Annotated in this window: 26 protein-coding genes; 15 read left to right on the top strand and 11 right to left on the bottom strand. The window is 70.3% G+C overall.

The features are described 5' to 3' along the window. The first annotated feature begins 131 nt into the window (after positions 1 to 131). Positions 132 to 1,448, top strand: coding sequence for a polyhydroxyalkanoate depolymerase (locus ACJ7VY_RS11170; RefSeq protein ID WP_161614667.1), 1,317 nt, complete (start codon positions 132 to 134; stop codon positions 1,446 to 1,448). A gap of 112 nt (positions 1,449 to 1,560) precedes the next feature. Here the strand turns inward: ACJ7VY_RS11170 and ACJ7VY_RS11175 are convergent, their stop codons facing one another. Both ACJ7VY_RS11175 and ACJ7VY_RS11180 read right to left on the bottom strand, forming a co-directional pair. Then, the gene (locus tag ACJ7VY_RS11175) at positions 1,561 to 2,544 is read right to left on the bottom strand and encodes a sensor domain-containing protein (RefSeq protein ID WP_313253549.1); all 984 of its coding nucleotides are present in this window, start codon (positions 2,542 to 2,544) and stop codon (positions 1,561 to 1,563) included. Then, entirely contained in the window at positions 2,541 to 2,906 is a 366-nt protein-coding gene (locus ACJ7VY_RS11180; protein ID WP_104939213.1) for a PadR family transcriptional regulator, read from the bottom strand. The genes ACJ7VY_RS11175 and ACJ7VY_RS11180 overlap by 4 nt, the downstream gene beginning before the upstream one ends. Before the next feature lie 152 nt (positions 2,907 to 3,058). Between ACJ7VY_RS11180 and ACJ7VY_RS11185 the strand changes: the two genes are divergently transcribed. After that, positions 3,059 to 3,955 carry a peptidylprolyl isomerase gene (locus ACJ7VY_RS11185; RefSeq protein ID WP_313231430.1) on the top strand — a complete coding sequence of 299 codons (897 nt, stop codon included), beginning with the start codon at positions 3,059 to 3,061 and terminating at the stop codon, positions 3,953 to 3,955. Positions 3,956 to 4,014: 59 nt separating this feature from the next. Here ACJ7VY_RS11185 and ACJ7VY_RS11190 read toward each other — a convergent pair whose 3' ends face one another. Further along, the gene (locus ACJ7VY_RS11190) at positions 4,015 to 4,887 is read right to left on the bottom strand and encodes a DMT family transporter (RefSeq protein WP_312346221.1); all 873 of its coding nucleotides are present in this window, start codon (positions 4,885 to 4,887) and stop codon (positions 4,015 to 4,017) included. Positions 4,888 to 5,074: 187 nt separating this feature from the next. Here ACJ7VY_RS11190 and ACJ7VY_RS11195 point away from each other — a divergent pair, with 187 nt between their 5' ends. Further along, positions 5,075 to 5,368 carry a hypothetical protein gene (locus ACJ7VY_RS11195; protein WP_240212079.1) on the top strand — a complete coding sequence of 98 codons (294 nt, stop codon included), beginning with the start codon at positions 5,075 to 5,077 and terminating at the stop codon, positions 5,366 to 5,368. Positions 5,369 to 5,494: 126 nt separating this feature from the next. Then, complete coding sequence (locus tag ACJ7VY_RS11200; RefSeq protein ID WP_104939218.1) at positions 5,495 to 5,725, top strand: hexameric tyrosine-coordinated heme protein; 231 nt, start codon at positions 5,495 to 5,497, stop codon at positions 5,723 to 5,725. 285 nt (positions 5,726 to 6,010) lie between these two features. Here the strand turns inward: ACJ7VY_RS11200 and ACJ7VY_RS11205 are convergent, their stop codons facing one another. Continuing rightward, positions 6,011 to 6,367 (bottom strand): GFA family protein, encoded by a 357-nt coding sequence (locus ACJ7VY_RS11205; RefSeq protein WP_104939219.1) that lies wholly within the window; start codon positions 6,365 to 6,367, stop codon positions 6,011 to 6,013. A gap of 106 nt (positions 6,368 to 6,473) precedes the next feature. On the opposite strand from ACJ7VY_RS11205, the gene ACJ7VY_RS11210 reads away from it, so the two are divergent. The 6 genes from ACJ7VY_RS11210 (at position 6,474) to ACJ7VY_RS11235 (ending at position 10,842) form a co-directional block, all read left to right on the top strand. Continuing rightward, positions 6,474 to 8,276 carry a DUF885 domain-containing protein gene (locus tag ACJ7VY_RS11210; RefSeq protein WP_409475625.1) on the top strand — a complete coding sequence of 601 codons (1,803 nt, stop codon included), beginning with the start codon at positions 6,474 to 6,476 and terminating at the stop codon, positions 8,274 to 8,276. Positions 8,277 to 8,493: 217 nt separating this feature from the next. Further along, entirely contained in the window at positions 8,494 to 8,967 is a 474-nt protein-coding gene (locus ACJ7VY_RS11215) for a LuxR family transcriptional regulator (protein ID WP_409476809.1), read from the top strand. A 107-nt stretch (positions 8,968 to 9,074) separates the two neighbouring features. Next, the gene (locus tag ACJ7VY_RS11220; protein WP_240212082.1) at positions 9,075 to 9,413 is read left to right on the top strand and encodes a tRNA-binding protein; all 339 of its coding nucleotides are present in this window, start codon (positions 9,075 to 9,077) and stop codon (positions 9,411 to 9,413) included. Between the two features lie 18 nt (positions 9,414 to 9,431). Next, positions 9,432 to 9,683, top strand: a complete 252-nt coding sequence (locus ACJ7VY_RS11225) for a DUF6868 family protein (RefSeq protein ID WP_104939223.1) — start codon at positions 9,432 to 9,434, stop codon at positions 9,681 to 9,683. A gap of 46 nt (positions 9,684 to 9,729) precedes the next feature. Then, positions 9,730 to 10,200, top strand: coding sequence for a hypothetical protein (locus ACJ7VY_RS11230; RefSeq protein ID WP_409475626.1), 471 nt, complete (start codon positions 9,730 to 9,732; stop codon positions 10,198 to 10,200). A gap of 66 nt (positions 10,201 to 10,266) precedes the next feature. Continuing rightward, entirely contained in the window at positions 10,267 to 10,842 is a 576-nt protein-coding gene (locus tag ACJ7VY_RS11235; protein WP_104939225.1) for a TMEM175 family protein, read from the top strand. A 214-nt stretch (positions 10,843 to 11,056) separates the two neighbouring features. On the opposite strand, the gene ACJ7VY_RS11240 is transcribed toward ACJ7VY_RS11235, so the two are convergent. From ACJ7VY_RS11240 to ACJ7VY_RS11255, 4 genes are all read right to left on the bottom strand, one after another. Further along, complete coding sequence (locus ACJ7VY_RS11240) at positions 11,057 to 12,880, bottom strand: hybrid sensor histidine kinase/response regulator (RefSeq protein ID WP_409475627.1); 1,824 nt, start codon at positions 12,878 to 12,880, stop codon at positions 11,057 to 11,059. Next, positions 12,873 to 13,526 carry a response regulator transcription factor gene (locus tag ACJ7VY_RS11245; protein ID WP_312346206.1) on the bottom strand — a complete coding sequence of 218 codons (654 nt, stop codon included), beginning with the start codon at positions 13,524 to 13,526 and terminating at the stop codon, positions 12,873 to 12,875. Before ACJ7VY_RS11245 ends, ACJ7VY_RS11240 begins: the two co-directional genes overlap by 8 nt. A 139-nt stretch (positions 13,527 to 13,665) precedes the next feature. Further along, complete coding sequence (locus ACJ7VY_RS11250; RefSeq protein WP_409475628.1) at positions 13,666 to 14,406, bottom strand: hypothetical protein; 741 nt, start codon at positions 14,404 to 14,406, stop codon at positions 13,666 to 13,668. Continuing rightward, complete coding sequence (locus ACJ7VY_RS11255; RefSeq protein ID WP_409475629.1) at positions 14,403 to 15,629, bottom strand: hypothetical protein; 1,227 nt, start codon at positions 15,627 to 15,629, stop codon at positions 14,403 to 14,405. Before ACJ7VY_RS11255 ends, ACJ7VY_RS11250 begins: the two co-directional genes overlap by 4 nt. A gap of 183 nt (positions 15,630 to 15,812) precedes the next feature. On the opposite strand from ACJ7VY_RS11255, the gene ACJ7VY_RS11260 reads away from it, so the two are divergent. Continuing rightward, positions 15,813 to 16,166: a hypothetical protein gene (locus ACJ7VY_RS11260; RefSeq protein WP_240212087.1), complete on the top strand. Its 354-nt coding sequence runs from the start codon at positions 15,813 to 15,815 to the stop codon at positions 16,164 to 16,166. A 129-nt stretch (positions 16,167 to 16,295) separates the two neighbouring features. Here the strand turns inward: ACJ7VY_RS11260 and ACJ7VY_RS11265 are convergent, their stop codons facing one another. Further along, the gene (locus ACJ7VY_RS11265; protein ID WP_240212088.1) at positions 16,296 to 18,128 is read right to left on the bottom strand and encodes an ABC transporter ATP-binding protein; all 1,833 of its coding nucleotides are present in this window, start codon (positions 18,126 to 18,128) and stop codon (positions 16,296 to 16,298) included. 393 nt (positions 18,129 to 18,521) lie between these two features. On the opposite strand from ACJ7VY_RS11265, the gene ACJ7VY_RS11270 reads away from it, so the two are divergent. Then, positions 18,522 to 18,956 (top strand): hypothetical protein, encoded by a 435-nt coding sequence (locus tag ACJ7VY_RS11270; protein WP_313247856.1) that lies wholly within the window; start codon positions 18,522 to 18,524, stop codon positions 18,954 to 18,956. Positions 18,957 to 19,202: 246 nt separating this feature from the next. Here ACJ7VY_RS11270 and ACJ7VY_RS11275 read toward each other — a convergent pair whose 3' ends face one another. Next, positions 19,203 to 20,882, bottom strand: a complete 1,680-nt coding sequence (locus tag ACJ7VY_RS11275) for a serine hydrolase (RefSeq protein WP_409475630.1) — start codon at positions 20,880 to 20,882, stop codon at positions 19,203 to 19,205. Between ACJ7VY_RS11275 and ACJ7VY_RS11280 the strand changes: the two genes are divergently transcribed. From ACJ7VY_RS11280 to ACJ7VY_RS11290, 3 genes are all read left to right on the top strand, one after another. Continuing rightward, on the top strand, positions 20,881 to 21,312 hold the full coding sequence (locus ACJ7VY_RS11280) for a VOC family protein (RefSeq protein ID WP_313247854.1): 432 nt from the start codon (positions 20,881 to 20,883) through the stop codon (positions 21,310 to 21,312). The two genes, ACJ7VY_RS11275 and ACJ7VY_RS11280, sit on opposite strands and share 2 nt — an antisense overlap. Positions 21,313 to 21,376: 64 nt before the next feature. Continuing rightward, positions 21,377 to 22,237: a DUF72 domain-containing protein gene (locus ACJ7VY_RS11285; RefSeq protein WP_313247852.1), complete on the top strand. Its 861-nt coding sequence runs from the start codon at positions 21,377 to 21,379 to the stop codon at positions 22,235 to 22,237. Between the two features lie 46 nt (positions 22,238 to 22,283). Continuing rightward, positions 22,284 to 23,204, top strand: a complete 921-nt coding sequence (locus ACJ7VY_RS11290) for a DMT family transporter (protein ID WP_409475631.1) — start codon at positions 22,284 to 22,286, stop codon at positions 23,202 to 23,204. Positions 23,205 to 23,213: 9 nt separating this feature from the next. Here ACJ7VY_RS11290 and ACJ7VY_RS11295 read toward each other — a convergent pair whose 3' ends face one another. Next, on the bottom strand, positions 23,214 to 24,278 hold the full coding sequence (locus ACJ7VY_RS11295) for a diguanylate cyclase (RefSeq protein WP_409475632.1): 1,065 nt from the start codon (positions 24,276 to 24,278) through the stop codon (positions 23,214 to 23,216). Positions 24,279 to 24,308 lie beyond the last annotated feature (30 nt).

The following is a 24,308-nucleotide window of genomic DNA, read 5'->3' on the forward strand; positions in this document are numbered from 1 at the left end:
GTCCTGCAGGGCCCCACTCCGCGCACCGGCCGGATCCGGCCGGCGCCGCGCCCGTCATTCTCCGCTTAACGCCGCACCCGCCTGTTTGCGTTATGCTGCAAGGCACCATATGACCATACATATTGCCCGGCATGCTCTATCAACTGCATGAGATGACCCGCAATCTGCTCGCGCCCTGGGTCCACCAGGCGCAGGCCAACGCGGCGTTCTTCAACACGCCGGGCCACTGGTGGTCGTCCATGCCCGGGGCCGACCGGCTGGCGGCGATGAACGAACTGTTCCACCGCCTCGGCAAGGATTACGAGAAGCCGGAGTGGGACATCCACGAGCTCGAGCTCGATGGCGAAGTCGTGCCCGTGGCCCAGCTCACCGAACTGGAAAAGCCGTTCTGCCGCCTGCTGCGCTTCAAGCGCCACAGCAACGACGGCGCCCGTGTCGAAGCCCTGCTTGCCCAGCCCGCGGTGCTGGTGGTGGCGCCGTTGTCCGGCCACCACGCCACCCTGCTGCGCGACACCGTGCGCACCCTGCTGCGCGACCACCGCGTGTATGTCACCGACTGGATCGACGCGCGCATGGTGCCGGTGGAACAGGGCGAGTTCGGGCTGGACGATTATGTCGAGTACGTGCAGGCGTTCATCCGCCACCTCGGCGCCGCCAACCTGCACGTGGTCAGCGTCTGCCAGCCGACCGTGCCGGTGCTGGGCGCGGTGTCGCTGATGGCCGCCCGCGGCGAAACCACGCCGCGCTCGCTGGTGATGATGGGCGGGCCGATCGATGCCCGCCGCAGCCCCACCGCGGTCAACAATCTGGCCACGCGCAACCCGCTGTCGTGGTTCGAGAACAACGTCATCCACACCGTGCCCGCCCCCTACCCGGGCCAAGGCCGGCGCGTGTACCCGGGCTTCCTGCAGCACGCCGGCTTCGTGGCGATGAACCCCAGCCGCCACCTGATGTCGCACTGGGATTTCTACACCGACCTGGTCAAGGGCGACCTGGACGACGCCAACGCCCACCGTCGTTTCTACGACGAGTACAACGCGGTGCTGGACATGCCCGCGCGCTTCTACCTGGACACCATCCGCGTGGTGTTCCAGGAGTTCCTGCTGCCGCGCGGGCAGTGGCACGTGCGTGGCGAACGCGTGGACCCGTCGGCGATCCGCGACACCGCGCTGCTGAGCATCGAAGGCGAACTGGACGACATCGCCGGCCTCGGCCAGACCGAAGCCGCGCAGGCGCTGTGCACCGGCATCCCGGCCGCGCGCCGCAGCCACTTCATCGTCGAGGGCGCCGGCCACTATGGCATCTTCAGCGGCCGCCGCTGGCGCGAGGTGGTGTACCCGAAGGTGCGCGACTTCTTCATCGCGCAATCGCAGCCGGCGGCGGCGAAGAAGCCGCGCAAGGCCGCCGCCAGCAACGTCACCCCGCTGCGCCGCCGCGCGCAGCGCTGAGCCACCGCGCCCGGCCCGTACGCGCCCGCGAACCGGGCGAACCGCGGGCAGCGCTGCCGACAAAAAAACGGGGCACCCAGGTGCCCCGTCGTTCGTCGCCCCGCCGGTCCGCCTACAGCCGCACCAGCAGGTGCTTGGCGATGGCCCCGTGCAGCCGGCCGATGGCACGCGCCAGGTGCAGGGTCGCCAACAGCAGCACCAGCCCCACGGCCACCGACAGCGGCCATACCCACAGGCCGCCGCCCAGGTTGACATCGTTGATCCAGATGCCGACGGGCTGGTCCAGCGCCACGTCGGCCAGCGGCGCGAACACCAGTGCCAGCGAGGTCGAGAGCAGGGTCGTGGCGACGCTGAAATAGACCACGCCCAGCGGCAGCATCAGCACGAAATACAGCATGGTCAGCCAGGTGCGTACGTCGGTGAACATCGCGCCGATCCGCGCCAGCCAGCCCTGGCTACGGTCGGTGTACATCGGCCGGCGCGGCATGCGCACGCCCAGCAGCGCCTCGATGATGCGCCCCTCCACCAGCGACAGCACCCGTACCGACCCCAGGAACAGCAACAGCACCGGGATGCCGATGATCAGGATCAGCAGCGACACCGACAGCGACAGCCCGGTCACCACCCAGGTGAAGAAGAACACGCCGGTGACCAGCGACAGCAGCATGTAGAACAGCGCGCCATAGGTATGCGGGTCCAGCACCACGCCGAAGAAGCGTGCGGCCGCCGGGCGCGGCCTGGCGTTGGGCGCGGCCGGGGCGGTGACGGCCACGCCCGCCGCGGGCGTGGCGAGCGGCGGCGTTGGCGGCCGGCGACCCGGCAGTGGCGTGCGCAGCGCGCGGTTCACCGTCACCTCGGTCTCGCGGTAGATCTCGGCCACCTCCTCCGGCGCGCCGTAGCTGCCGGCGACACCGGCGATCACCTCGGCCTCGCTCTTGCCGGGCTGCTCGGCCAGCTCCGAGCGCAGGTACTCCTCGGCGTCGTACAGCGCGTCCTGGACCATCGCCGGGTCGGCACCGGCCAGCGCGGCGCGCAGCTGCTCCAGGTATTCGGGAATCGTGGTCGGCAGCGGCCGTGGATTGGTCTCGTTGTTCATCGTTCGACTCCCTCCAGTACGGACTCCAGCGAGTCCCGGGTGGCATTCCAGGCCGCGATCCACTGCTTCAGCACGGCGCGTCCCTCGTCATTGATGCGGTAGTAGCGCCGTGGTGGCCCGGCCACCGACGGCTCGACATGGCTTTCCAGCAGGCCGGCGCCTTCCAGGTTGCGCAGTACCGGGTACAGCGCGCTCTGCTTGCCACTGAGCACGCCATCACCGGTGCGCTCCAGTTCCTTGGCGATCAGGTACCCGTACAGCGGCTCCCCGGCCTTGGCCAGCACCGCCAGCAGTGCAAGCGACACCGTGCCGGCGCTGAGTTCCTTCTGGAATTTGCGCAGTTGGGCCTCGAAATCACCCATCGCCCCGCTCCTGCCAACTAGCCTGAAGCCAACACTATTACTCACTTCGCTATAGTGGATGTGCCGGTAGTCACCCCACTCCCGGCATGGTCTGGCGGCAGCCCCGGGCGATCCGCCAGAATCGGCCCACACCCGATCACGGAACGCGCCCGATGACGCTACGCCCGACCCTGCTGGCCCTGGCCCTGATGCTGCCCCCGCTGCCGGCGCTGGCCGCCGACGCGCCGGCCAGGTACCGCAGCGCGCAGGAGATCCTCGCTGCCTCGCCCGACAGCGACTGGCACGTGCCCGCCGCCGACAACCTGCTGTACATGGACCTGGACGGCGGCCGCGTCATCATCGAACTGGCCCCTGAATTCGCCCCCGAACACGCCGGCAACATCCGTACCCTGGCGCGCGAGGGCTTCTGGAACGGCACCAGCATCTACCGTTCGCAGGACAACTTCGTGGTCCAGTTCGGCGACGCCGATGCCGACGACCCGGCCCGGGCGCGGCCGCTGGGCAGCGCGAAGACCCATCTGCCGGCCGAGTTCCAGCGGCCGTCCCGGGGACTGGCGTTCACCGCGCTGCCCGACCGCGACGGCTGGGCCGCGAAGACCGGCTTCGTCGGCGACTTCGCCGTTGCCGGCGACGGCGAACACACCTGGCTGGCGCACTGCTACGGCGCGGTCGGTGCCGGCCGCAACAACGACGAGGACAGCAGCATCGGCGCCGAGCTGTACGTGGTCACCGGGCAGTCGCCGCGCCAGCTCGACCGCAACATCACCCTGGTCGGGCGCGTGCTCAAGGGCATGGAACTGCTCAGCACGATCAAACGCGGACCCGAGCCGATGGGCTTCTACGAAGACCCCGCGCAGCGCACGCCGATCCGTTCCATCCGCCTCGCCAGCGACGTGCCCGCCGCGCAGCGCACGCCGCTGCGGGTGCTGCGCACCGACTCCAGGACCTTCGCCGACATGGTGGAGGCGCGCCGTAACCGCCGCGACGATTTCTACAAACGCCCGGCCGGCCATATCGACCTGTGCAACATCCCGCTGCCGGTGCGCTGAGCCGGGCCGCATGCGGGTGACGCCAGCGGCCACCACCGCCTGCGGTCACCGGCCGCTGCCTAGCGCTGGCTGACCGCCACACTGCCCAGGACCAGGCCGCCGGCGAGCAGCATCTGCAGGGTCACCGGCTCGCCCAGGAACAGCCAGGCGAACAGCGCCCCGAACAGCGGGATCAGGTAGGTGACGGTGGCCGCGCGCGACGCTCCGATCCGGCCGATCAGGCGGTAGAACACCAGGAACGCCAGGCCGGTGCAGAGGATGCCCAGGGCGACGGCACTGGCCCACGAGGCGGCCGGCACCGGCTGCCGCGGCCAGTGGCGCAGCGCCATCGGCAGCATCCACAGCGAAGCGCAGCCCAGCGTGGCCGCCGCCGCCGCGGCCGGCGGCAGTCCGCCCATGTGGCGACGGACCAGGTTGGCGCCCAGCCCGTAGAGCAGCGCCGCCACCGTGCCGGCCGCCACCGCCGCGCCGATCGCCAGGCCCGACACCTTGGCCGTGGCCAGCACCACCACGCCGGAAAAGCCGACCAGCAGCGCGAACGCCCGGCGCGGGCCGATCTTCTCGCCGAAGAACAGGAAGCCGATCAGCGCGGCGAACAGCACCGTCATCGCGTTGCAGATCGCGCCGATCGCCGCCGGCGCACGCTCGGCCGCCCACGCGAACAGCACGAACGGCAGCGCCGAATTGACCAGGCCGACAGGCGCCAGCCACAGCCAGCGCCGCGCCGGGAAAAGCGCGCGTGCACGCCACAGGAACGGCATCAGCACCAGCGCGCCGAGCAGCAGGCGCACCTCCACCAGCGCGTACGGGCCGAAGTCGGGCACCGCGATGCGCATGAACAGGAACGATGCGCCCCACACCATGCCCAGCCCCAGCAGTTCCAGCGGCGTGGACCAGTCGCGCGCCACCGGCGCCGGCGTCGCCCCGCTCATGGGCCCGGCTCCCTCACCATCGTTTCCGCCCGCACCGCGCCTGCCATCGACATCCCTCCGTGGGTGGAACGCAAGCATCCCTGCAACCGCGCCCGCTGACAAACAGCGCGCGCCCGCGCCGCCGCGTTTCACGTTGCCTTGCCCGCCCGATGCCCAGGCTGGGGGCCCCTTCCCACGGAGCTCCCCCATGCCCCTGCTGCGCATCCGCATCACCGGCAACGCCGACGACGCCCTGGCCGTGACCGACCTGCTGCACGGCCTGGAAGGCATCGAACACGTCGAGGAGACCGACGACCTGATGCCGCACATGGACGACGAGGACTCCAGTTCGGCCGGCCTGTCCGACGACATCGGCCCCGGCATCCACGAACTGGAAGTGGAGGTCGGCAACACGGCCACCGCGGACAAGGCGCGCCGGGCGGTGGAACTGCTGGCCCGCGAACGCGGACTGGTCATCGAGTACGAGCAGGACGAGGGCTGAGCCGCGCCACGGCGCGGGCGGGCGCTGGCAGGCGCGGCGCCGCCGCGGTTTGATCCTGGTCAAGACATCGCGGCCGGCGGCAGCGCACATTCCGCTGTCCATCCACCGCTACAGGAGACCACCGCGATGACCGACCTTTGGCTCGACACCCTGATCACCGCCACCCCGCAGGAAGGCTTCGAGCTCGCGGTCCTGTTGAGCCGCCGCAGCGTCAAGTACACCCAGCCGGACCTGTCCATCCTGCAGAAACTGCGGCCGGAGTATGCCGACTCCACCGACGCGCTGACCGCGGCCGCCCAGGTGCTGGCACTCAATTTCCAGACGGTGGCCGCGGCCAATAATTACTGGCGGCCGTGAGGTCGCTGGCGCACCCCGGTGCGCCCTGCGACCGGCTCACCCCTGCCGCTGGCGCCGGCAACGGCGCCGGGGCTGCAATCCACCGCACCGCAGCACGACGGCGGCAGGCCGGGGGTGAAGGTGCCGCGGACGTCTCCAGCGCGCGATCGCTCTGTATCCCGGGGCCGGGAATGCACGGTCCGTGGCCGCCGCGGTCAGCCCGGTGGCCACGCCGGCCGCAACGGCGTCGTGCCCGGCGCAGCCCGCGGCCGGCAGTGGCAGGGGGTCAGCCCGGCCGCGCAGCCGTCAGCGGCTGGCGCCGTCGTAAGGGTGGATCTCCAGCGCCTCCAGATCGACGTCCGGCACGCAACGCAGGTTGATCGCCACGGTCGGCTGGCCACTGCGCGGGTCGACCGCTTCGCTGAACGGAGCAACGCCGCAGACGTGGCAGTGGTGGTGATCGATGTGCCTGGAATTGAAGCGGTAGCTCTCCAGGTGCGCCGGATCGGTCCGGAGTTCGAAACCGCTGCGCGGGCCGAACCACAGCAGCGAACCGCGGCGCCGGCAGATCGAACAGTTGCAGGACACGGCGCTGGCGATCGGCTCGGCCGACTCGAACGCGAACGCGATGCGCCCGCAGTGGCAACTGCCTTCGTAATGCATCGCATCCCCTCCACCGGTGTGTCTGGCGGACATGGTAAGCCAATGGCAGGGGCGTCCGCCGCGGCACTGGCCTATGCTGGACGTTTCCTCCGCAACAGGTATCCCGATGCGCAAGCACCTGCTCGCCGCCGCCCTGCTCGCCAGCCTGGCCGGTTGCCAGAACAGCGACGCCCCGTCCTCCCCGTCCGCCACCACCGAACAGGCCGGCCAGAGCCAGGCCGACGCGCAGTTCGCCGAACTGTCGAAGAAGGCACTCGATACCTGGATGCAGCTGTCCCCGGTCAGCGCCACCCAGATCGGCGACCACCGTTACGACGCCGAGCTGGATGACCTCAGCGCCGCCGGCCAGCAGAAGGGCCTGGAGGCCAGCAAGGCGCTGCTCGCCGAGCTGGACCGGATCGACACCGGCAAGCTCGGCCGCGAAAACCAGGTGGACGCGGCGATCCTGCGCAACCAGCTGCAGTCCGACATCTGGAGCAACGAAACCCTGCAGTCGTGGAAGTGGGACCCGCAGGTCTACACCGGGCTGGCCGGCAGCGCCATCTACGGCCTGATGGCGCGCGAGTTCGCGCCCCTGCCCGAGCGCCTGAAGTCGGCCACCGCGCGGATCGAGAAGATCCCGCAGATCTTCGCCGCCGCGCGCGCCAACCTCGACCCGGCACGCGTGCCGAAGATCCACGCCGAAACCGTGGCCAAGCAGAACCGCGGCATCCTCAGCCTGGTGGAGACCTTCATCGTCCCCAACATCGGGCAGCTCGAAGCCGCCGACCAGGAACGCCTGAAGACCGCCATCGCCACGCTGACCACCGCCGTCGAAGAGCAGCAGGCGTGGCTGGACAAGACCCTGGTGCCGAACGCCCGCGGCGACTTCCGCATCGGCGCGGAGAAGTACGACCAGAAGCTGAAGTTCTCGCTCAACTCCTCGCTCTCGCGCGCCGAGATCGGCGAACGCGCCCGCGCCGAACTGACCCGCGTGCGCAAGGACATGTACGGCATCGCCCAGGTGGTGCTCAAGGACAAGCCGGGCGCGCCGGACATGCCGGCCAACCCGACCGACGAGCAGCAGCAGAAGGCGATCGAGGCCGCGCTGGAACTGGCCTATGCCGAGAAGCCGGCCCGCGACAAGGTCGTCGACGACGCCAAGGCCGCGCTGGCGCAGTCCACCGAATTCGTGCGCACGCATGACCTGATGACCCTGCCCGACGCCCCGGTCGACATCATCCTGATGCCCGAATTCCAGCGCGGCGTGGCGGTAGCCTACTGCGATTCGCCCGGCCCGCTGGACAAGAACCTCAAGACCTTCTACGCGGTCTCGCCGATCCCCGACGACTGGAGCGACAAGCAGGTCGATTCGTTCCTGCGCGAATACAACAGCCGCATGATCCACCTGCTGTCGATCCACGAAGGCACCCCCGGGCACTACCTGGAAGGCTGGCACTCGGGCAAGTTCCCGTCGACGCTGCGCGCGGTGCTGCGCTCGGGCCTGTTCGCCGAGGGCTGGGCGGTCTACACCGAACGCATGATGCAGGAGCAGGGCTACCTGGACAGCGACCCGCTGTTCCACCTGGTGCAGCTGAAGTTCTACCTGCGCACGATCGCCAACGCCATCCTCGACCAGGGCGTGCACGTGGACAACTGGAGCCGCGAGCAGGCCATGCAGCTGATGACCCACGACGCCTTCCAGCAGGAGAGCGAGGCCGCGGGCAAGTGGGTGCGCGCGCAGCTGACCTCGGCGCAGCTGCCGACCTATTTCGTCGGCGCGCAGGAGCACTTCGACACCCGCAAGGCGGTGCAGGACAAGCTCGGCGCCGACTTCAAGCTCAAGGCCTACCACGACCAGATCCTGTCCTACGGCGCGCCGCCGGTGCGCTTCGCACGCCAGCTGATGCTGGACCAGCCGATCGAGTGACCGCCCCGCGCGGGGACGCGCAAAGGCCCGGGGATTCCCGGGCCTTTGTCGTTGCGGCGCCCGCCTGCGTCGCCCGCGCCGCGCGCAGGCCTGCACGCGACCGCCGGCCTGTCCGGTCACCACCCCGCCGTGTTCACGCAGGCCGGTGCCGCGCCGGGGCATGATCGGCCCAGGCAACCTGCCTCCAGGAGATCGCATGAACGTGATGCTTGCCGCGCTGCTGTCCACCGCCCTCACCGCCACCCCCGCATTGGCCGCCGCGCCCGCCGTGCCGGCCGACTCGCCGCTGGTGGGCCAGTGGCTGCTGGACGTGGACAGCCTGCCGATGCCGCCGGAAGCGCGCCCGAAACGCGTGGACCTGGTGTTCGCCGCCACGCCCGACGGCCGCTGGAACGAGCGCGTCCAGATCGTCGGCCAGGACGACAAGATCATGCATGCCGAATCCACCCTGGCGCTGGACGGCACCCCCGGCCGCGCGTCGGGCACGTACTGGGTCGACGTGCTGGCCGCCAAGATGCCGGCGCCGAACGTCCTGGTCATGCAGTTCGTCTACGAAGGCATCCCGCGCTCCACCCGGGTGTACTCGGTCAGTGCCGACGGCAACGTCATGACCGAGACGGAGTCCTACTTCAAGGACGGCACGCCGGTACTGCGGACGGCGCTGTTCAAGCGCGCCGGGCGCGCCCGCTGACCGCGCCCGCCGCCCTGCCGCGGACGCGGACCGCCACCGGCGCCGGCGCGGTTGACGCCCGCCCGCGCCGGCGCCAATGATCGGCACTCGTCCCGCCGGCGCACGCCATGCAAACGATCGACTGGAACGACTTCAGCAAGGTGGAACTGCGCGTGGGCCGCATCGTGGCCGCCGAGCCGTTCGCCAAGGCGCGCCGGCCGGCATACATCCTGCAGGTCGATTTCGGCCCGGAGATCGGCGTGCGCAAGTCCAGTGCCCAGATCACCGACCTGTATGCGCCCGAGGCGCTGGTCGGCAAGCAGGTGGTGGCGGTGGTGAATTTCCCGCCCAAGCAGATCGGCCCGCTGATGTCCGAATGCCTGGTCACCGGCTTCCACAATGCCCACGGCCAGGTATCGCTATGCGTGCCCGAACACGATGTCCCGCTCGGCACCCGCCTGCTGTAACGCGCTTCGGAGAACCCCATGGACAGCGATTTCCTGTGCCGCTTCCTGCTGTGGTCGCTGGCGTTCAACTACGCCGTCCTGCTGGCCTGGTTCCTTGCCTTCGTGACCGCGCGCGACGCGCTGCGGCGGTTGCATGGCCGCTGGTTCGCGCTGCCCGATGCCAGCTTCGATGCCATCCATTACGGCGGCATGGCCGCGTACAAGATCGGCATCCTGCTGTTCAATCTCGCTCCGCTGGCGGCGCTGTGGCTGGCGCGCCGCGGTGGCTGATCCGGTGCCTTCGTCGACCGCCAGGGTTTTCCCGCCGGGGACGCACATGACCGGCGCCATCACCGACCGGCGCAGCGCGCGCGGCGGGGCGGCCACCGCAGGGCGCGCCGGCGGCTTCACCAGCGAAGACCCGGCGGCGATGAAAGCCCGGGGGCGGGAGCGCGGGGCCGAGGTCCGCGGCAACGCCGGGGGCGAGGCCGGGCTGCTGGCCCGGGCCGACAGGATGCCCGCGGCCGGACGCGACAGGGCACGGCGCATCCATGCGCTGGTCGTGGCCGCCACAGCCGGCCTGCAGCCTCGCACCGGGCAGGGCATGCCGACGTGGGCGCGGGACGCCGGGGCGCGGCACTTGCTGCAGGGCGCGGGCAGATTCGACACCGGTTACGCCAGCTGCGGCCTCAGCGACCAGGCGGCACTGGACGAGGGCGGGCGGTGGCCAAGAGCCCTCGCCATCCACCGGTTCGGCGCTGCCGGGGCCGACGTGCTGACCGCACCGGTGCGCCGGGCCGCCGGCTGAACCGGCCCCGGCGCCCCGCTGATCCGCGGCAGCGCCACCCACCACCACAACCCACGGGGACAACGCATGGGCAAGGGACGTCTTGAAGCCTTCAGTGACGGCGTACTGGCGATCATCATCACCATCATGGTGCTGGAGATGAAGGCCCCGGAAGGCGCCACGCTCGACGCGCTGCTGCCGCTGGCGCCGTCGTTGCTGAGCTATGTGCTCAGCTTCATCTACGTGGGCATCTACTGGAACAACCACCATCACCTGCTGCAGGCCTGCAGGCGGGTCACCGGCAGCGTGCTGTGGGCCAACCTGCACCTGCTGTTCTGGCTGTCGCTGCTGCCCTTCGCCACGCGCTGGATGGGCAACAACCACCTGGCGCCGCTGCCGTCGGTGGCCTATGGCGTGGTCCTGCTGGCCGCGGCCATCGCCTACTGGCTGCTGCAACGGCGCATCATCGCCGCCGACGGCAGTGAATCGGTGCTGCGGCACGCGCTGGGCGTCGACTGGAAAGGCAAGCTGTCGCCGGTGCTCTATCTCGCCGGCATCGGCGCCACGCTGGTCGATGCGCGGCTGGGCCAGGCGCTGTACGCGCTGGTCGCGCTGCTGTGGTTGATTCCCGACCGGCGCATCGAGCACGAACTCGAACACTAGTGCGCGCATGTCACGCGCCGGCGGCTGATGCAGGCCGGGCGCCCGCGACCGCGGCCTGCACCCGTGTCGATGGCGGTGCATGCGCGCCGCAGGGGCTGCCCGGCCTGCGCCGCTCCCTTGCGGCGCCGCCGCTATCCGCGGGCTGCGGTACCCGCGCGCCGGCGCATCGTCCGGCGGCCGGCCCGCTCCCCGTACGCGCCACGCTGGCAGGCGCTCAGGGAGGCGAGCCAGCTGCCGGCGCGGGCAGCCAGTAGCCCAGCACCGCCTGCAGCTCGGCAGTCTCCACCGGCTTGCGCAACACCAGATAGCCCTGTTCCTGGGCGTCGGCCAGCTCGGCCGAATCCAGCTCGCCACTGACCATGGCCCCGCGCGCGTCCGGCAGCCGCCCGAGCAGTTCGCACAGCAGCTCGAAGCCGTTCTCGCCCGAACGCAGCCGCTGGTCGCAGAACACCACGTCCGGCCGCAAACCGGACTCGAGCAGGCGCAGGGCCTGGCTGCCGGATTCGACGCAGGTCGTCTCAAGCCCCCAGGACCGCATCAGGGTCTGCCAGGCGCTGCGCACCAACGGATCATCGTCGACGACCAGGCAGCTGCCCGACCATTGCGGCAGCATCCGCGGTGGCGGCGGGTCCAGCGACCGCGGGACCACCAGCGGTGCCGCCGCCTGCGCCGCGTCGGGCTGGATCCAGAAACACGACCCCTTGCCCTCGCGCGAGCGGAAACCGTGCCTGGCCCGCATCATGGCGCAGCAGCGGGCAACCACGGCCAGCCCCAGCCCGTGGCCGGCGCTGTCGATGTCCCAGGCGTGCTCGTTGCGGAAGAACGGCGAAAAGATGTCGGTGCCCTCGCGCATCGCGATGCCGATGCCGGTATCCCAGACTTCGCACCGCCAGCCACCCGCCCGCCGGCGCACGGCCAGCAGGATGCCGCCGCGGCGCGTGTAGCGCAGGGCGTTGTGCAGCAGGTTGTTCAACGCCTGGCGCAGCAGCGTGCCATCGGCCATCACCACGGCCGGGCCCGGGGGAAGGCGCACGCGCAATGCCAGCCCGCGATCGCGCGCCTCCTCGCGGAACAGGGTCGCGACGTTGGCGATCATGCCTGCCAGATCGACCGCCTCGGTGCTGATCTGTACCCGGCCACTCTCGATCCGGGACAGGTCGAGCAGCGCGTCGAACATCTGCGTGGCCGACTGCACGCTCTGGCGCAGGTCCGCCAGGGCGCCGTCGAGCGCCGGATCCCGGTTGCTGCGCGAGATGGACGCCACCAGGAAGCCCATGGCATGCACCGGCTGGCGCAGGTCGTGGCTGGCCGTGGTCAGGAACAGGTTCTTGTCGTACAGCGCCTGCTCGGCCTGTTCCTTGGCCCGGCGGAAGTTCTCGGCCAGGCGCACGCCCTCCTCCTGCAGCACGACGTTCTGCACGAAGAAGCGCAGCGAGATCGCCGAATGCCGCAGGATGGTGAGGATGTAGACCAGGGCCAACGGCATCACGTAATGCCAGTGGTCCGGGAAGGTGTAGGGCACCAGCAGGGTCACGCTTCCCCAGCCGGACAGGAAGAAGCAGCGGAACACCGACAGCACCGGCGAGGCATGCACCGAGTTGCTGGCCACGATGGCCGCGATCGTCACCAGATACAGCAGCTGGAACTCGAAGGTGGCGTGTGCGGCGGTCAGCAGCGGCGGCACCGCCATGCTGCTGCCGTATACCAGCGCCACGCCATGGATCAACGGCGACCAGCGGCGCAGCACTGCCTCCGGTGCATCCTGGATACAGGCGCGCTGGTAGCGCCGGTACAGCCCGCGCACGCCCCAGAAGCCGACGAAATACCAGGCCGACCACAGCACCAGGCCCAGCGGGTCCTGCCCGAGATGGGCGTACCAGGCGATGAACGGCAGGCTGACCACGACCATCGCGCCGAAACCGTAATTGACCCGGGCGAAAGCCACCTCGAGCAGGCCCACCCGGCGCGCCGGGCTGATGTCGGCGTAGCCCGGCGGGCTGTCGGCAGCGGCCGGTGCGGACTGGCCCGGCTCAGACATCGATCCGCTTTCCGCGCAGCCGGGTTATCAGTTCGACGCGGGTGCGCGCGCCCAGCCGGGACAGGATGCCGCTCACGTGCTCCTTCACGGTCTGCTCGGTCAACGACAGCTGCTGCGCCACGCGCTTGTTCGGCAACCCCTTGAGCATCAGCGCCAGCACCTCCCCCTGGCGCGGGGTCAGCCCCAGCTCGGCCGGACTCAGCGGCAGGCTGCGCGCATCGCCGTTCCACCGGCCGGGTACCGATGCGTCGTCGAACCAGCCATCGCCGCGCAGCACCGCGGCGACCGCCGACGCAAACACCGCGGGCTCGGCGTGCTTGAGCAGGAAGCCATCCACGGCCAACCGGCGTACCTTATCGCGTATGGCCGGATCATCGTCACCGCTGATCACCAGCAGGCGGACCGCGGGGCAGGCGTCGCGCAGGCGCGCCAGCAGCGGCAGCGCGGTGCCGTCCGGCAGCCAGAAATCCACCAGCGCCAGTGTCGGCACCCCGGCCTGCTCCAGGTGGGCCCACAGCGCACCGGCGCCGCAGATGCCCTCGGCGCGCGCGAACCCGCAATGCGTGCGCAGATAGTCGGCAATACCGCGTGCGACCAGCGGATGATCGTCCACCACCACGGCCGAGGGTGGGTGCCAGGGCGTCATCGCGATGCCGGCGTGGCCGGACGAAGGCCGCGATTCACGTGCGGTGCCCGGGTACTGCGCTTGCCAGCCATCTATCCGTCCCCCTTGTCACGGCCGCCGCGTTCCGGGGCGCCCGCCGTCGCCCCGCGGGTCACTCCGGCTACCCATGCCCGCCCCCGCCGGCCAGGCACCGCTTCAGTGCATCGCGTGCCTTGAGTCCATCGTGCCAGGCGATTTCGGCGATCGACGCGCCCTGGTAAATCACCTCGAAATGCCAGTCGTCCTCCATCCCGGCCAACAGCGCCTCGATGCTCGGTACCGCGAACAGCAGCATCGGCGGCGCGGTTGCGCTTGTCTGCGCGTAGATGGCGTTCAAGGTGGCCGGCTGCAGATTACCCTGCCTGAGGGTCACGCGCACCGGCGTGCCGTTGCCGAGCCGCGGAAAGGCGTGCTCCTGGGTCAGGGGCGAAAAGCCCAGCAGCGCGCCGCGGTAGCCGCCGCCCGGCCCGAACAGGGTCACCACCACGCCATTGCTGATGCCATCGACGCGTTCGCGCTTGACCCGCTTGCCGCGCAGGAACGAGGCCGCACAGTACTCGCCCGGGCGCGCGCCGGACCTGGCCTGCATGAACTCCCACCAGCCGGCGATGACTTTCTCCCGGTAGCGGATCGCCTCTTCCTTGTTCGATTCCAGGATGTCCGCCGAATTGATCTGCGCCCGCCGGGTTTCCATCATCGATCCCAGCACGTCGAACGAAGCGGCGTCCACGCCGGGGGCGGCCGCGCACGGCACGCTCGCCAGCAGCAGCCCTGCGGCCAGCACCATGTTCCTGATCATCGCCATCCTCCTTTTTCCACTGTCGTGTACCGCCGCACCCGGCGCCGTGGCGGGCGCGCTCAAGGCCCGGCCGCCTGGCGCGCCAGCGCCTCGCACATGTTGCGGGTGCGTCCGAGGCCGGCGCCTTCGTGATCGGACCGGATCAGGATGTCGTCCACCTGCCATTGCCCCTGTGCGTCAGGCCGGGTCCGGAACTCCAGGAAGCACATCGCAAAGCCGCCGGCATCGCCGCCCACCACGCCCTGGCTGCCGTAGGCCGTCACCGCCTCCCGCTCCCAGGTCTGGGTGTAGCGCAGGAAACGGGTGTCCCCGGCCTGGTGGAACTGCGGGTTGCCCATGAGCGCGACGACGTCCTGCTCGGGCCGGCCCTTCCAGAGCGGCAGCAGGCTGGATTCCAGCGGCGTCAGCGTGCGCCCGTCGGCGCCCCTGCCACCGCCGCGCGCGGCCTGCGTGTCGGCCTGCATCCGTGCCTGCAGCTGCGCGATGTCCCGGCCCAGCCCGGCCTGGATCGACGCGGTGCCCGCGTCCAGTTCCCGCTGTTTGTGCTTCAGCTTCTCCATCGCGGCCTGGCGGTCGGCCTCGGACAGCGGCGTGGCCCACTTGCCGCTCGGGTCGGGACGCCTGCCGGCGAGGACTTTCTCCCACCAGAAATTCTCCCAGGCGAACGCCAGGAACTCGGACGGCAGCGTCTCCGACAGCAACGGCAGGTCCGCCGGCAGGCCCAGCGCGGCCATGCGCTTGCCGAACGCGCCGGCGTCGAACGTGCCGCCGGCCTTGATGGCGGCATGCAGCGCGTGGTCGAAGGCGATGTGGTTGCAGGCGATGGCGCCGGCCCGCGAGAGCGCCGGGGCGGCGGAGCTGTTCCAGCCGGTGGCGGCGACCGGCTCGGTTTCCAGGTCCGCGCGCCTGAGCTGGTAGCTGCCGGGCCCGATGCGGAAGGTGACCACATCGCCGGCGCGCACCGGCGGCACGCGGTCCCCCGCGCGCGCCCCGGCCTTTTCCAGCGGCGCGGCGTTGGGGCACTGGAACTGCAGCTTCATGTGCACGAATTCGGGTTTGTCCGCGCTCTCGTACACGGCCGTCACGTCGATCTCGCGTATCTCGTGTGCGCCGCCGACGTCGGCGGGCGGCGTGCGATTGGCGATGACCCGGACATCCGCGAAGTAGGCGATGCGATCATCCGCGGTGCCCTCGTACTGCAGCACCACGGCAAAGGCCCACGCCTGCGCCGGCCACAGCAGCAACGCGGCAACCAGCGGCATCCACAACCAGCGCGTGGCGATCATTCACACATCCGGATCCGGCCGATGACGGGAACGCGCGAGGCCGTCGGCAACCGCCAGGCGCGGCCAATTATGCGTAGCCGCCCCGCCCCGGGCGGAACCCTACCGCAGTAGGGTTGAACCACTCCGGCGGCGCTGGACATCCTTCGTCTCCTTTCAAAAACCGCATCGAAAAGGAGCTCCACGATGAACAAACCGATCGCGCTGGCTACGGCGGCCACCCTCGTTGCGCTGACATCGGCCTGCGCCTCGTTCTCGGTCACCGACGATGCCATCGAGCGCAACACCGCCCAGTCGCTCGGGCTGGCCAAGGGCACGTTCACCATCACCGATCGCAGCAACGACGGGGTCAAGGCGAGCTATCTGGTCAGGACCGACAGCGGAAAACAGTTCTCGTGCTACGTCACCGGCGGCATATCCGTCACCGGGCGCGCGGCATCCGATGCGATCTGCTCCGAGCTCGGTAAGGGCGGCATGAGCGGCAAGCCCGCGACCGACGGCGCGTGCAATGCGCTGCTGAAGGCCGCTGGCAAGTGCTGAGCCGCCCGCGCGGCGACGACACCGCCACGCCCCGCGCGGGCGGTGGTGCCCTCCCGCGGTGCCCTGGCTGATGTGCGGCATCGTCTGCCGGCGGCCCACGCCGGCAGACGCGACGCCGTAGCGGCGCGCTTACGCCTCGGCGGCGACGAAGCCGCCGGTCTGGCGCGCCCACAGCCGCGCGTACAGGCCGTTGGCGGCGATCAGCCCGGCATGGGTACCGGTCTCGACGATGCGGCCGTGGTCCATCACCACCAGCCGGTCCATGCGCGCGATGGTCGACAGGCGGTGGGCGATGGCGATCACCGTCTTGCCGCCCATCAGTTCGTCCAGGCTTTCCTGGATCGCCGCTTCCACCTCCGAATCCAGCGCCGAAGTCGCCTCGTCCAGCACCAGGATCGGTGCGTCCTTGAGCAGCACGCGGGCAATGGCGATGCGCTGGCGCTGCCCGCCGGAAAGCTTCACCCCGCGCTCGCCGACATGCGCGTCGTAGCCGCTGCGGCCCTCGCTGTCGCGCAGCTCGGCGATGAAGTCGGCGGCACGCGCCTTGGCCACGGCCGCGCGCAGCTGTTCCTCGCTGGCGTCGGGGCGGCCGTACAGCAGGTTCTCGCGGATGGAGCGGTGCAGCAGCGAGGTGTCCTGGGTGACCACGCCCACCTGCGCGCGCAGCGAGTCCTGCTGCACCGTGGCGATGTCCACGCCATCGATGAGGATGCGGCCACGCTCCACGTCGTGGAACCGCAGCAGCAGGTTGACCAGGGTGGACTTGCCCGCGCCGGAGCGCCCGACCAGGCCGATCTTCTCGCCGGCGCGCACGTGCAGGTCCAGCCCCTCGATCACCCCGTGGTGCTTGCCGTAGTGGAACGACACGCCCTCGAAACGGATGTCGCCGCCGACCGCGCTCAGCGCCGGGGCACCGGGCACGTCGTCCACCGTGGGCGGCAGCGAGATCGAATTGATGCCGTCGTGCACGGTGCCGATGTTCTCGAACAGCGCCGACAGTTCCCACATGATCCACTGCGACATGCCCAGCATGCGCAGCACCAGCGCCACCGCCACCGCCACGGAACCGGCGCTCACCGCGCCGCCATGCCACAGCCACAGGCCCAGCGCCACCGCGGAGAACAGCAGCAGCATGTTCAGCGCGTACAGCAGCGAGTAGACGCGCGTGGCCAGCCGCATCTGCGGGTGCACCTTGTCCAGGAAGCCGCTCATCGCCTCGCGCGCGTAGGCCTGCTCGCGCCGCGAATGCGAGAACAGCTTGACCGTGGCGATGTTGGTGTAGCTGTCCACGATGCGCCCGGTCATTTCCGAGCGCGCGTCGGCCTGCTCGCGCGAAATACGCTCCATGCGCGGCACGAAATGCCACATCAGCAGCGCATAGCCGACCAGCCAGGCCACGAACGGCAGCATCATCCGCCAGTCGGCGGCGCCGGCCACCGCCAGTGTGCCGATGAAGAACACCAGCACGTAGTTGCCGATGTCGAACAGCTTGACCACCGTCTCGCGCACCGCCAGCGAGGTCTGCATCAGCTTGGTGGCGATGCGCCCGGCGAATTCATCCTGGAAGTAGCCCATCGACTGCCGCAGCAGGTAACGATGCACGCTCCAGCGGATGCGCATGGGGAAGTTGCCGAGCAGGGTCTGGTGCTGCACCAGTGAGTTGAGCAGCACCAGCAGCGGCAGCGCGACCACTACCAGCAGCCCCATCCACAGCAGGCGCCGGCCTTCGGCGTCGAGGAAGGTGGCCGGGGTGCTGGCGCCGAGGCGGTCCACCAGCGCGCCGACATAGGCATACAGCGCCAGCTCGGCCACGGCGATGCCGGCCGTGGTCAGCGCCATCAGCACCAGCCACTTTTCCGCGCCGCGCGTGTAGTGCCGGCAGAACGCATAGAGCCCGCGCGGCGGCTGCGCCGGCGGATCGGACGGGAACGGATCGAGGCGGGATTCGAACCAACGGAACATGGAGACGGGCCAGCGGACGGACGGGGCCTGTCATTGTCGCGTATCCCCGCGGCGCAGGGGGCTGGGCGGGCGCCGGTGCCCCGCCAGGCCTTGACGATGCCTGGCCAGCGCGGGCGGCAACCAGACGCCAATGGGCCGGGACGCAGGGGCAACCGGCCCGTCCACCGGTTCAGCATGCAGCACCGCGGGGAACCGCTGCCCTGCGGCAGTGCATGGCCGGCGGACGGCACCTTCGCATCCACTACGCATCCCGATGTCGATGGCATGGCGCCTTCCACTCTGCCGGCTGGAAGCTGGGACGGCAATGAATCGATAATCGGCGCCGATGCGCGACGCCGCACCGGTGCCCGCGGATACGGCAGTTGAATCGACACTCATGGAAAGGAGACGGCAATGCGTTGGTGGACACTGCTTCTCGTCGCGGCGGGGCTGGCGGGCGGCTACAACTGGTGGAGCCAGCGCGCGCCTGGCGGCGCCGCGCCGGCAACGGCAACGGCAGGCATCGACGGCTTCGTCGCGGTGGAAATGCCGACAGGCACACCGCGTGACACGGTGCTGGTGCTGGCGCCGCCCAACTGCCCGTCCGAGCAGGCGCAGCGGGCCGAAGCCCTCATCCGCGAGCTGACCGACATCGGCATCCCGGTGAAGCGCGGCAGTTCCTTTTCCTTCAACATCGAAAACCCCAGCCAGGAACAGCGCGCTGCCGTGGACCGCACCGTCGAGGTGTTCCAGCAGGGCGCGCCCGCGGTCTTCATCAATGGCATGGGCATGTCCAATCCCACCACGTCGCAGGTCGTGGCGGTCTACCGCAGCACCCGCGGCGGTTAGGCGCGCGCAGGAAGAACGCGACCGCCGACGGAAGCCGGGCAACCCGGCCAGCCATCAGGCTGACGCCGGGCCGGTCCACGACCGTCCCGGCGCCGGCCACGGCGCATGGCCTGCATCACCGGCAAGCCACACGAACACGGCCCCCTCCCGGCGTCGGTACGCACGAGTGGACGCGGGAGCGGCAGGCCCGCACGCCCTGCCGCGCATCGGCATGCCACGGTGCAGGCCCCGCCCCGGCACCGACCATCACGGCGTCGTCGGCACCAGCAGCAGGTCCTGGAAGTCGAAACTGAAGTCGGTGAGCGAGGAGACCGCCTGCATGCGCACGTCGCGTACCTTGCCGTCCGGGTCGAGACTGAAGTTGACGAAGGCGTCGGCATTGAGCGAGCGGTTGTCCCAGCGCACGATGAAGGTGTCGTGCTGCCAGTGCTCCAGGGTGCCGACCAGGTCGGCGGTGGCGCCGAAGCGCAGGCGCAGGGCACCGCCCTTCTGCTCGACGTGCACGTCGCCGTACCACGCATCGCGATAGGTGCCGGCATAGCGCGGCAGCGGCAGCGATGGCCGGCTCTTCGCATCGCGCGCGGCGAGGTGCTTCTGCCAGCCTGCGTCGGCATTGTCCTGCGCCTTGGCCACGCCCGCGGCGTAGGCGGCCACCCAGTCGTGCGCGGGCGCACCCAGCATCGCGTCGAGCACGCTCATGGTGATGGCATTGAATGCCGCGCCGGATTCCTGGTTGGTGAGCACCACCACGCCCAGCTTCTGCTCGGGCACCAGGGTCAGCCGCGACACCTGCCCCGGCCAGCCGCCGGTATGCCAGACCAGCTTCTGCCCGCGGTAGTCACTCAGGCTCCAGCCTTCGCCGTAGCCGGCGAAGTTGGGCCTGGCCGGCGCCAGTTCCGGCACTGATGGCGCAGGCACCACCTGCGGGATCTGCATCTGCCACATCTGCTGCTGGGTCTTTTCCGAAAACAGCGGCGTGCCATCGGCCAGCCTGCCGCCGGCCAGCTGCACGTTCATCCACAGCGCCAGGTCATGCACGCTGGAATAGAGGCCGCCGGCGCCGGCGTTGTTGGACCAGGTCAGCGGTGCCACCGGGCGCAGGTCCCTGAAGTCGAACTTGGCGTGGCCGACGGCGGCCTTGTCGCCGGGCTTGAGGTGGTCGGCGTTGTAGCGGGTACCCGCCATGCCGACCTTGTCGAAGATGCGCTGCTGCAGGAAATCGGCGAAGGACTGGCCGGATACCGTCTCGATCACCTGCTGCGCCACCGCGTAGAGGATGTTGTCGTAGGCGTAGCGGTCGCGGAAGCCATTCTTCAGCGGCACGTGCGCCAGCCGCGCCACCACCTCGGCGTTGCTGTAGGTGGTGGTCGGCCAGAACAGCAGGTCGCCTGCGCCCAGGCTCAAACCGCTGCGGTGCGAGAGCAGGTCGCGGATGCGCATCTCGCCGGTCACGTACGGGTCGGACATGCGGAAACCGGGCAGGTGGTCGACCACCCGGTCGCTCATCTTCAGCTTGCCTTCCTCGGCCAGCAGGTTCAGCGCGGTGGCAGTGAAGGCCTTGGTGTTGGAGGCGATGGCGAACAGGGTATCGGCCTGTACCGGTTCGGGCCTGCCGATCTCGCGCAGGCCCCAGCCGCGCTCCAGCACCACCTTGCCGTCCTTGACCACCGCCACCGCCACGCCCGGCACGTCGAACTGCTGACGCACCCGCTCGACCGTGGCATCGAGCTGCTGCAGTTCCGCCGGCATCGCCGCCTCCTGTGCGTCCGCCACCTGTGCCGCCATGCCCATCGCGAGCACCAGCCCGCCCCCCAGCCACTTGTTCAATGCGTTCTCCCTCGGGATCGATGCCGGCAGGCCGGCCTTCTCGCGATGGTAACGCGGCCACCGCCACCCTCGCCTTCCACGCCATCGGAGCCCCGCCATGGATCTCGCCGCCGCGACCACCACCACCCTCGTCCCGTGCCTGCGCTACCGCGATGCACCGGCGGCGATCGATTGGCTGTGCCGCGCCTTCGGCTTCCAGCGCCACGCCGTCTACCAGGACGGAGCCAGCGTCCACCATGCACAGCTGGTGTTCGGCAACGGCATGGTGATGCTGGGTTCGGTACAGCCCGGCGCCTGGGGCAGCCACATGGTCCAGCCCGACGAGGTCGGCGGCATGCAGACCCAGAGCACCTGCGTGGTGGTCAGCGACGCCGACGCCCATTACGCGCGCGCGACCGCGGCCGGCGCGGAGATCGTCATCGACATCGCCGACCAGGACTATGGCGGCCGCGGCTATGCGTGCCGCGACCCGGAAGGCCACCTGTGGTGGTTCGGCAGCTACGACCCGTGGAAGGCGCAGGCAACCTAGGCCGGCGACCGCATGGCCGCGCGGCGCCGCGATGCAGGCGCGGCGTGCCGGTAGAATCGCGGCGATGACGCCCCGCCCCGCCGCCACCGACGACCTGTTCGCCCGCGCGCCCGGGGCGGCCGCCGCCATGCCGGGCGTGCACGTCGGCATTGGCGGCTGGACCTACGCGCCCTGGCGCGGCGGCATGTTCTACCCGCCCGGGCTGGTGCAGCGGCGCGAGCTGGAGTACGCCAGCCGCCAGCTGACCGCCATCGAGATCAACAGCACCTATTACGGCACGCAGAAGCCGGCCATCTACGCCGGCTGGCGCGACGCCACCCCGGACGGCTTCGTGTTCTCGGCCAAGGCGCCCAAGCGCATCACCGGCGCGCGGCGGCTGGCCGGCACCGGCGCGCAGGTGGAGGACTTCATCGCCGGCATCGCCACGCTGGGCGACCGGCTGGGGCCGCTGGTCTGGCAGTTCGAGGCCGGGCGCACGCTGGACCGCGACGACTTCGCCGCCTTCCTCGACCTGCTGCCGGCCACGGTGGAGGGACGCACGCAACGCCACGCGCTGGAGATCCGCGACCCGGCGTTCCTCGACGCCGCAATGGTGGCGCTGGCGCGGCAGCGCGGGATGGCACTGGTGTTCACCGATTCCCCGGACCACCCCAACGCCGCCGACCTGTACGCCGACTTCGTCTACGCGCGGCTGATGCGCAGCCGCGACGAATGCGCCAGCGGTTACCCGCCGGCGGAACTGGCGCGCTGGGCCGGGCGCATCGGCGACTGGCGGCAGGGCCGCGACCCGCACGAGCTGCCGCACGCCAGCCCGGTCGGTGCCGCTTCCGCGCCACGCGAGGTGTTCGTCTACTTCATCGGCGCGGCCAAGCACCGCAATCCCGCCGCGGCACGCCAACTGCTGCACCTGCTGGGCGGAAACTGAAGCATCCACTGCAGCGCCGGCAACGCACATCGGCGACAATTCGCCAATGTCCAGTCCCGATACACGCAAGGCCCTGCTGCAGATCCACTTCTGCGTACTGCTGTGGGGCGTGACCGCCATCCTCGGCAAGCTCATCACCCTGCCCGCGCTGCCGCTGGTGTGGTGGCGCATGCTGCTGGTGGTGGCGATGCTGGCGCTGCTGCCGCGGGTGTGGCGCGGCCTGTCGGCGCTGACGCCGCGGCTGGCGCTGGGCTACTGCGGCGTCGGCGCATTGGTGGCGTTGCACTGGCTCACCTTCTATGGCGCGGTGAAGCTGGCCAACGCCTCGGTGGCGGCCACCTGCATCGCGCTGGCGCCGGTGTTCACCGCCATCGTCGAACCATGGATCGCCCGGCGGCCGTTCCAGCCGCGCGAGCTGGCCTTCGGCCTGGCGGTACTGCCGGGCGTGGCGCTGGTGGTGGGTGGCGTGCCCCATGGCATGCGCCTCGGGGTGGCGGTGGGCGCCTTGTCGGCGCTGCTGGTGGCGGTGTTCGGCTCGTTCAACAAGCGCCTGGTCAGCCATGCCGACCCGTTGACCGTCACCGCGCTGGAGCTGGGCGCCGGCACCCTCACCCTGACCCTGCTGGCACCGGCCCTGCCACTGCTGCTGCCCGCCCTGGCCAGTGACCTGTGGGTGATCCCCGGCCTGCACGACGGCGTCCTGCTGCTGGTGCTGGCGGGCCTGTGCACACTGCTGCCGTTCGCGCTGGCGCTGGTGGCCCTGCGCCACCTCAGCGCCTACACCGTGCAGCTGGTGACCAACCTGGAGCCGGTGTACGCGATCGTGCTGGCGATGCTGTTCCTGGGCGAACAGCGCGAACTCACGCCGCTGTTCTACCTGGGCGTGGCCATCATCATCGGCGCGGTGTTCCTGCACCCGCTGCTCAACCGCGCGCGGCCCACCCCCGCGGCCGGCGCGCAGCCGTGACAGCCGCCCTCATCCCGCGACCACTACCCGGTCGCGGCCCTGCGCCTTGGCCTGGTAGAGCGCCGCATCGGCACGGCGCAGCGTTTCCTGGGCTGATTCGCCGGCGCGCTGCGTCGCCAGCCCGATGCTGATGGTGACCGGCAAGCCCAGTGGCAGGTGCGCCACCGCCTGGCGCAGGTACTGGCACTGCAGTTCGGCCTGGGCCAGCGGGGTGTCCGGCATCAGGATCACGAACTCCTCCCCCCCGTAGCGCGCGGCCATGCCGCGGCCGGCGAACTGCGCCCGCAGCACCGCGGCCAACTCGACCAGCACCCGGTCGCCCTCGGTGTGGCCGTGGATGTCGTTGATCTGCTTGAAGTGGTCGATATCGACGATGGCCACGGCCGGCGGCACGCCGGCATCCCGCGCGATCGCCTCCGCCAGTGCCGCGGACAACGCGCGGCGGTTGGGCAGAGCGGTCAGCGGATCGGTGCGGGTCTGCTCGGACAGTTCCAGGTTCTGCTGCTCCAGTTGCACGTAGTACTCGGCCAGGCGCGCCTCGTACCAGTCGTGCTCGCTCTGGTGGTGGTCGATGCGGCGGCGCAGGCGGCGCATTTCCAGCAGCCGCGACACCTGCCGCGACAACGCCTGCAGTGCCTGCTTCTGGGTGTCGGCGAGCTGCCCGGGGTTCGTATCGAACACGCACAGCGTGCCCAGCGCGTAGCCATCGCTGCTCAACAACGGCGCGCCGGCGTAAAAGCGGATGAACGGGTCGTCGGTGACCGAGGGATTGCCACGGAAACGCGCGTCCTGCAGCGCGTCCTCGACCACGGTCAGGTCGGCCGGCCGCAGGATGGCATGGGCGCAGAACGCCTCCTCACGCGGGGTCTGCTCGCCGTCCATCCCCTGCAGCGACTTGAACCACTGGCGCTCGCCGTCGATCAGCGACACCGCGCCCATCGATGTGCCACAGATCGCGCGGGCGATGGTCACCAGGTCATCGAACGCCTGTTCGCGCGGGGTATCCAGGATGCGATAACGCTGCAACGCGGCCAGACGCTCGGCCTCGTTGGCGGGAAGGGGCGGCTTGATCATCCGGGCCGGGCCTGTGTCCTTGGGCGTGAC

The organism is Stenotrophomonas sp. Y-13 (assembly GCF_046267925.1).
Classification (GTDB): Bacteria; Pseudomonadota; Gammaproteobacteria; order Xanthomonadales; family Xanthomonadaceae; genus Stenotrophomonas; species Stenotrophomonas acidaminiphila_A.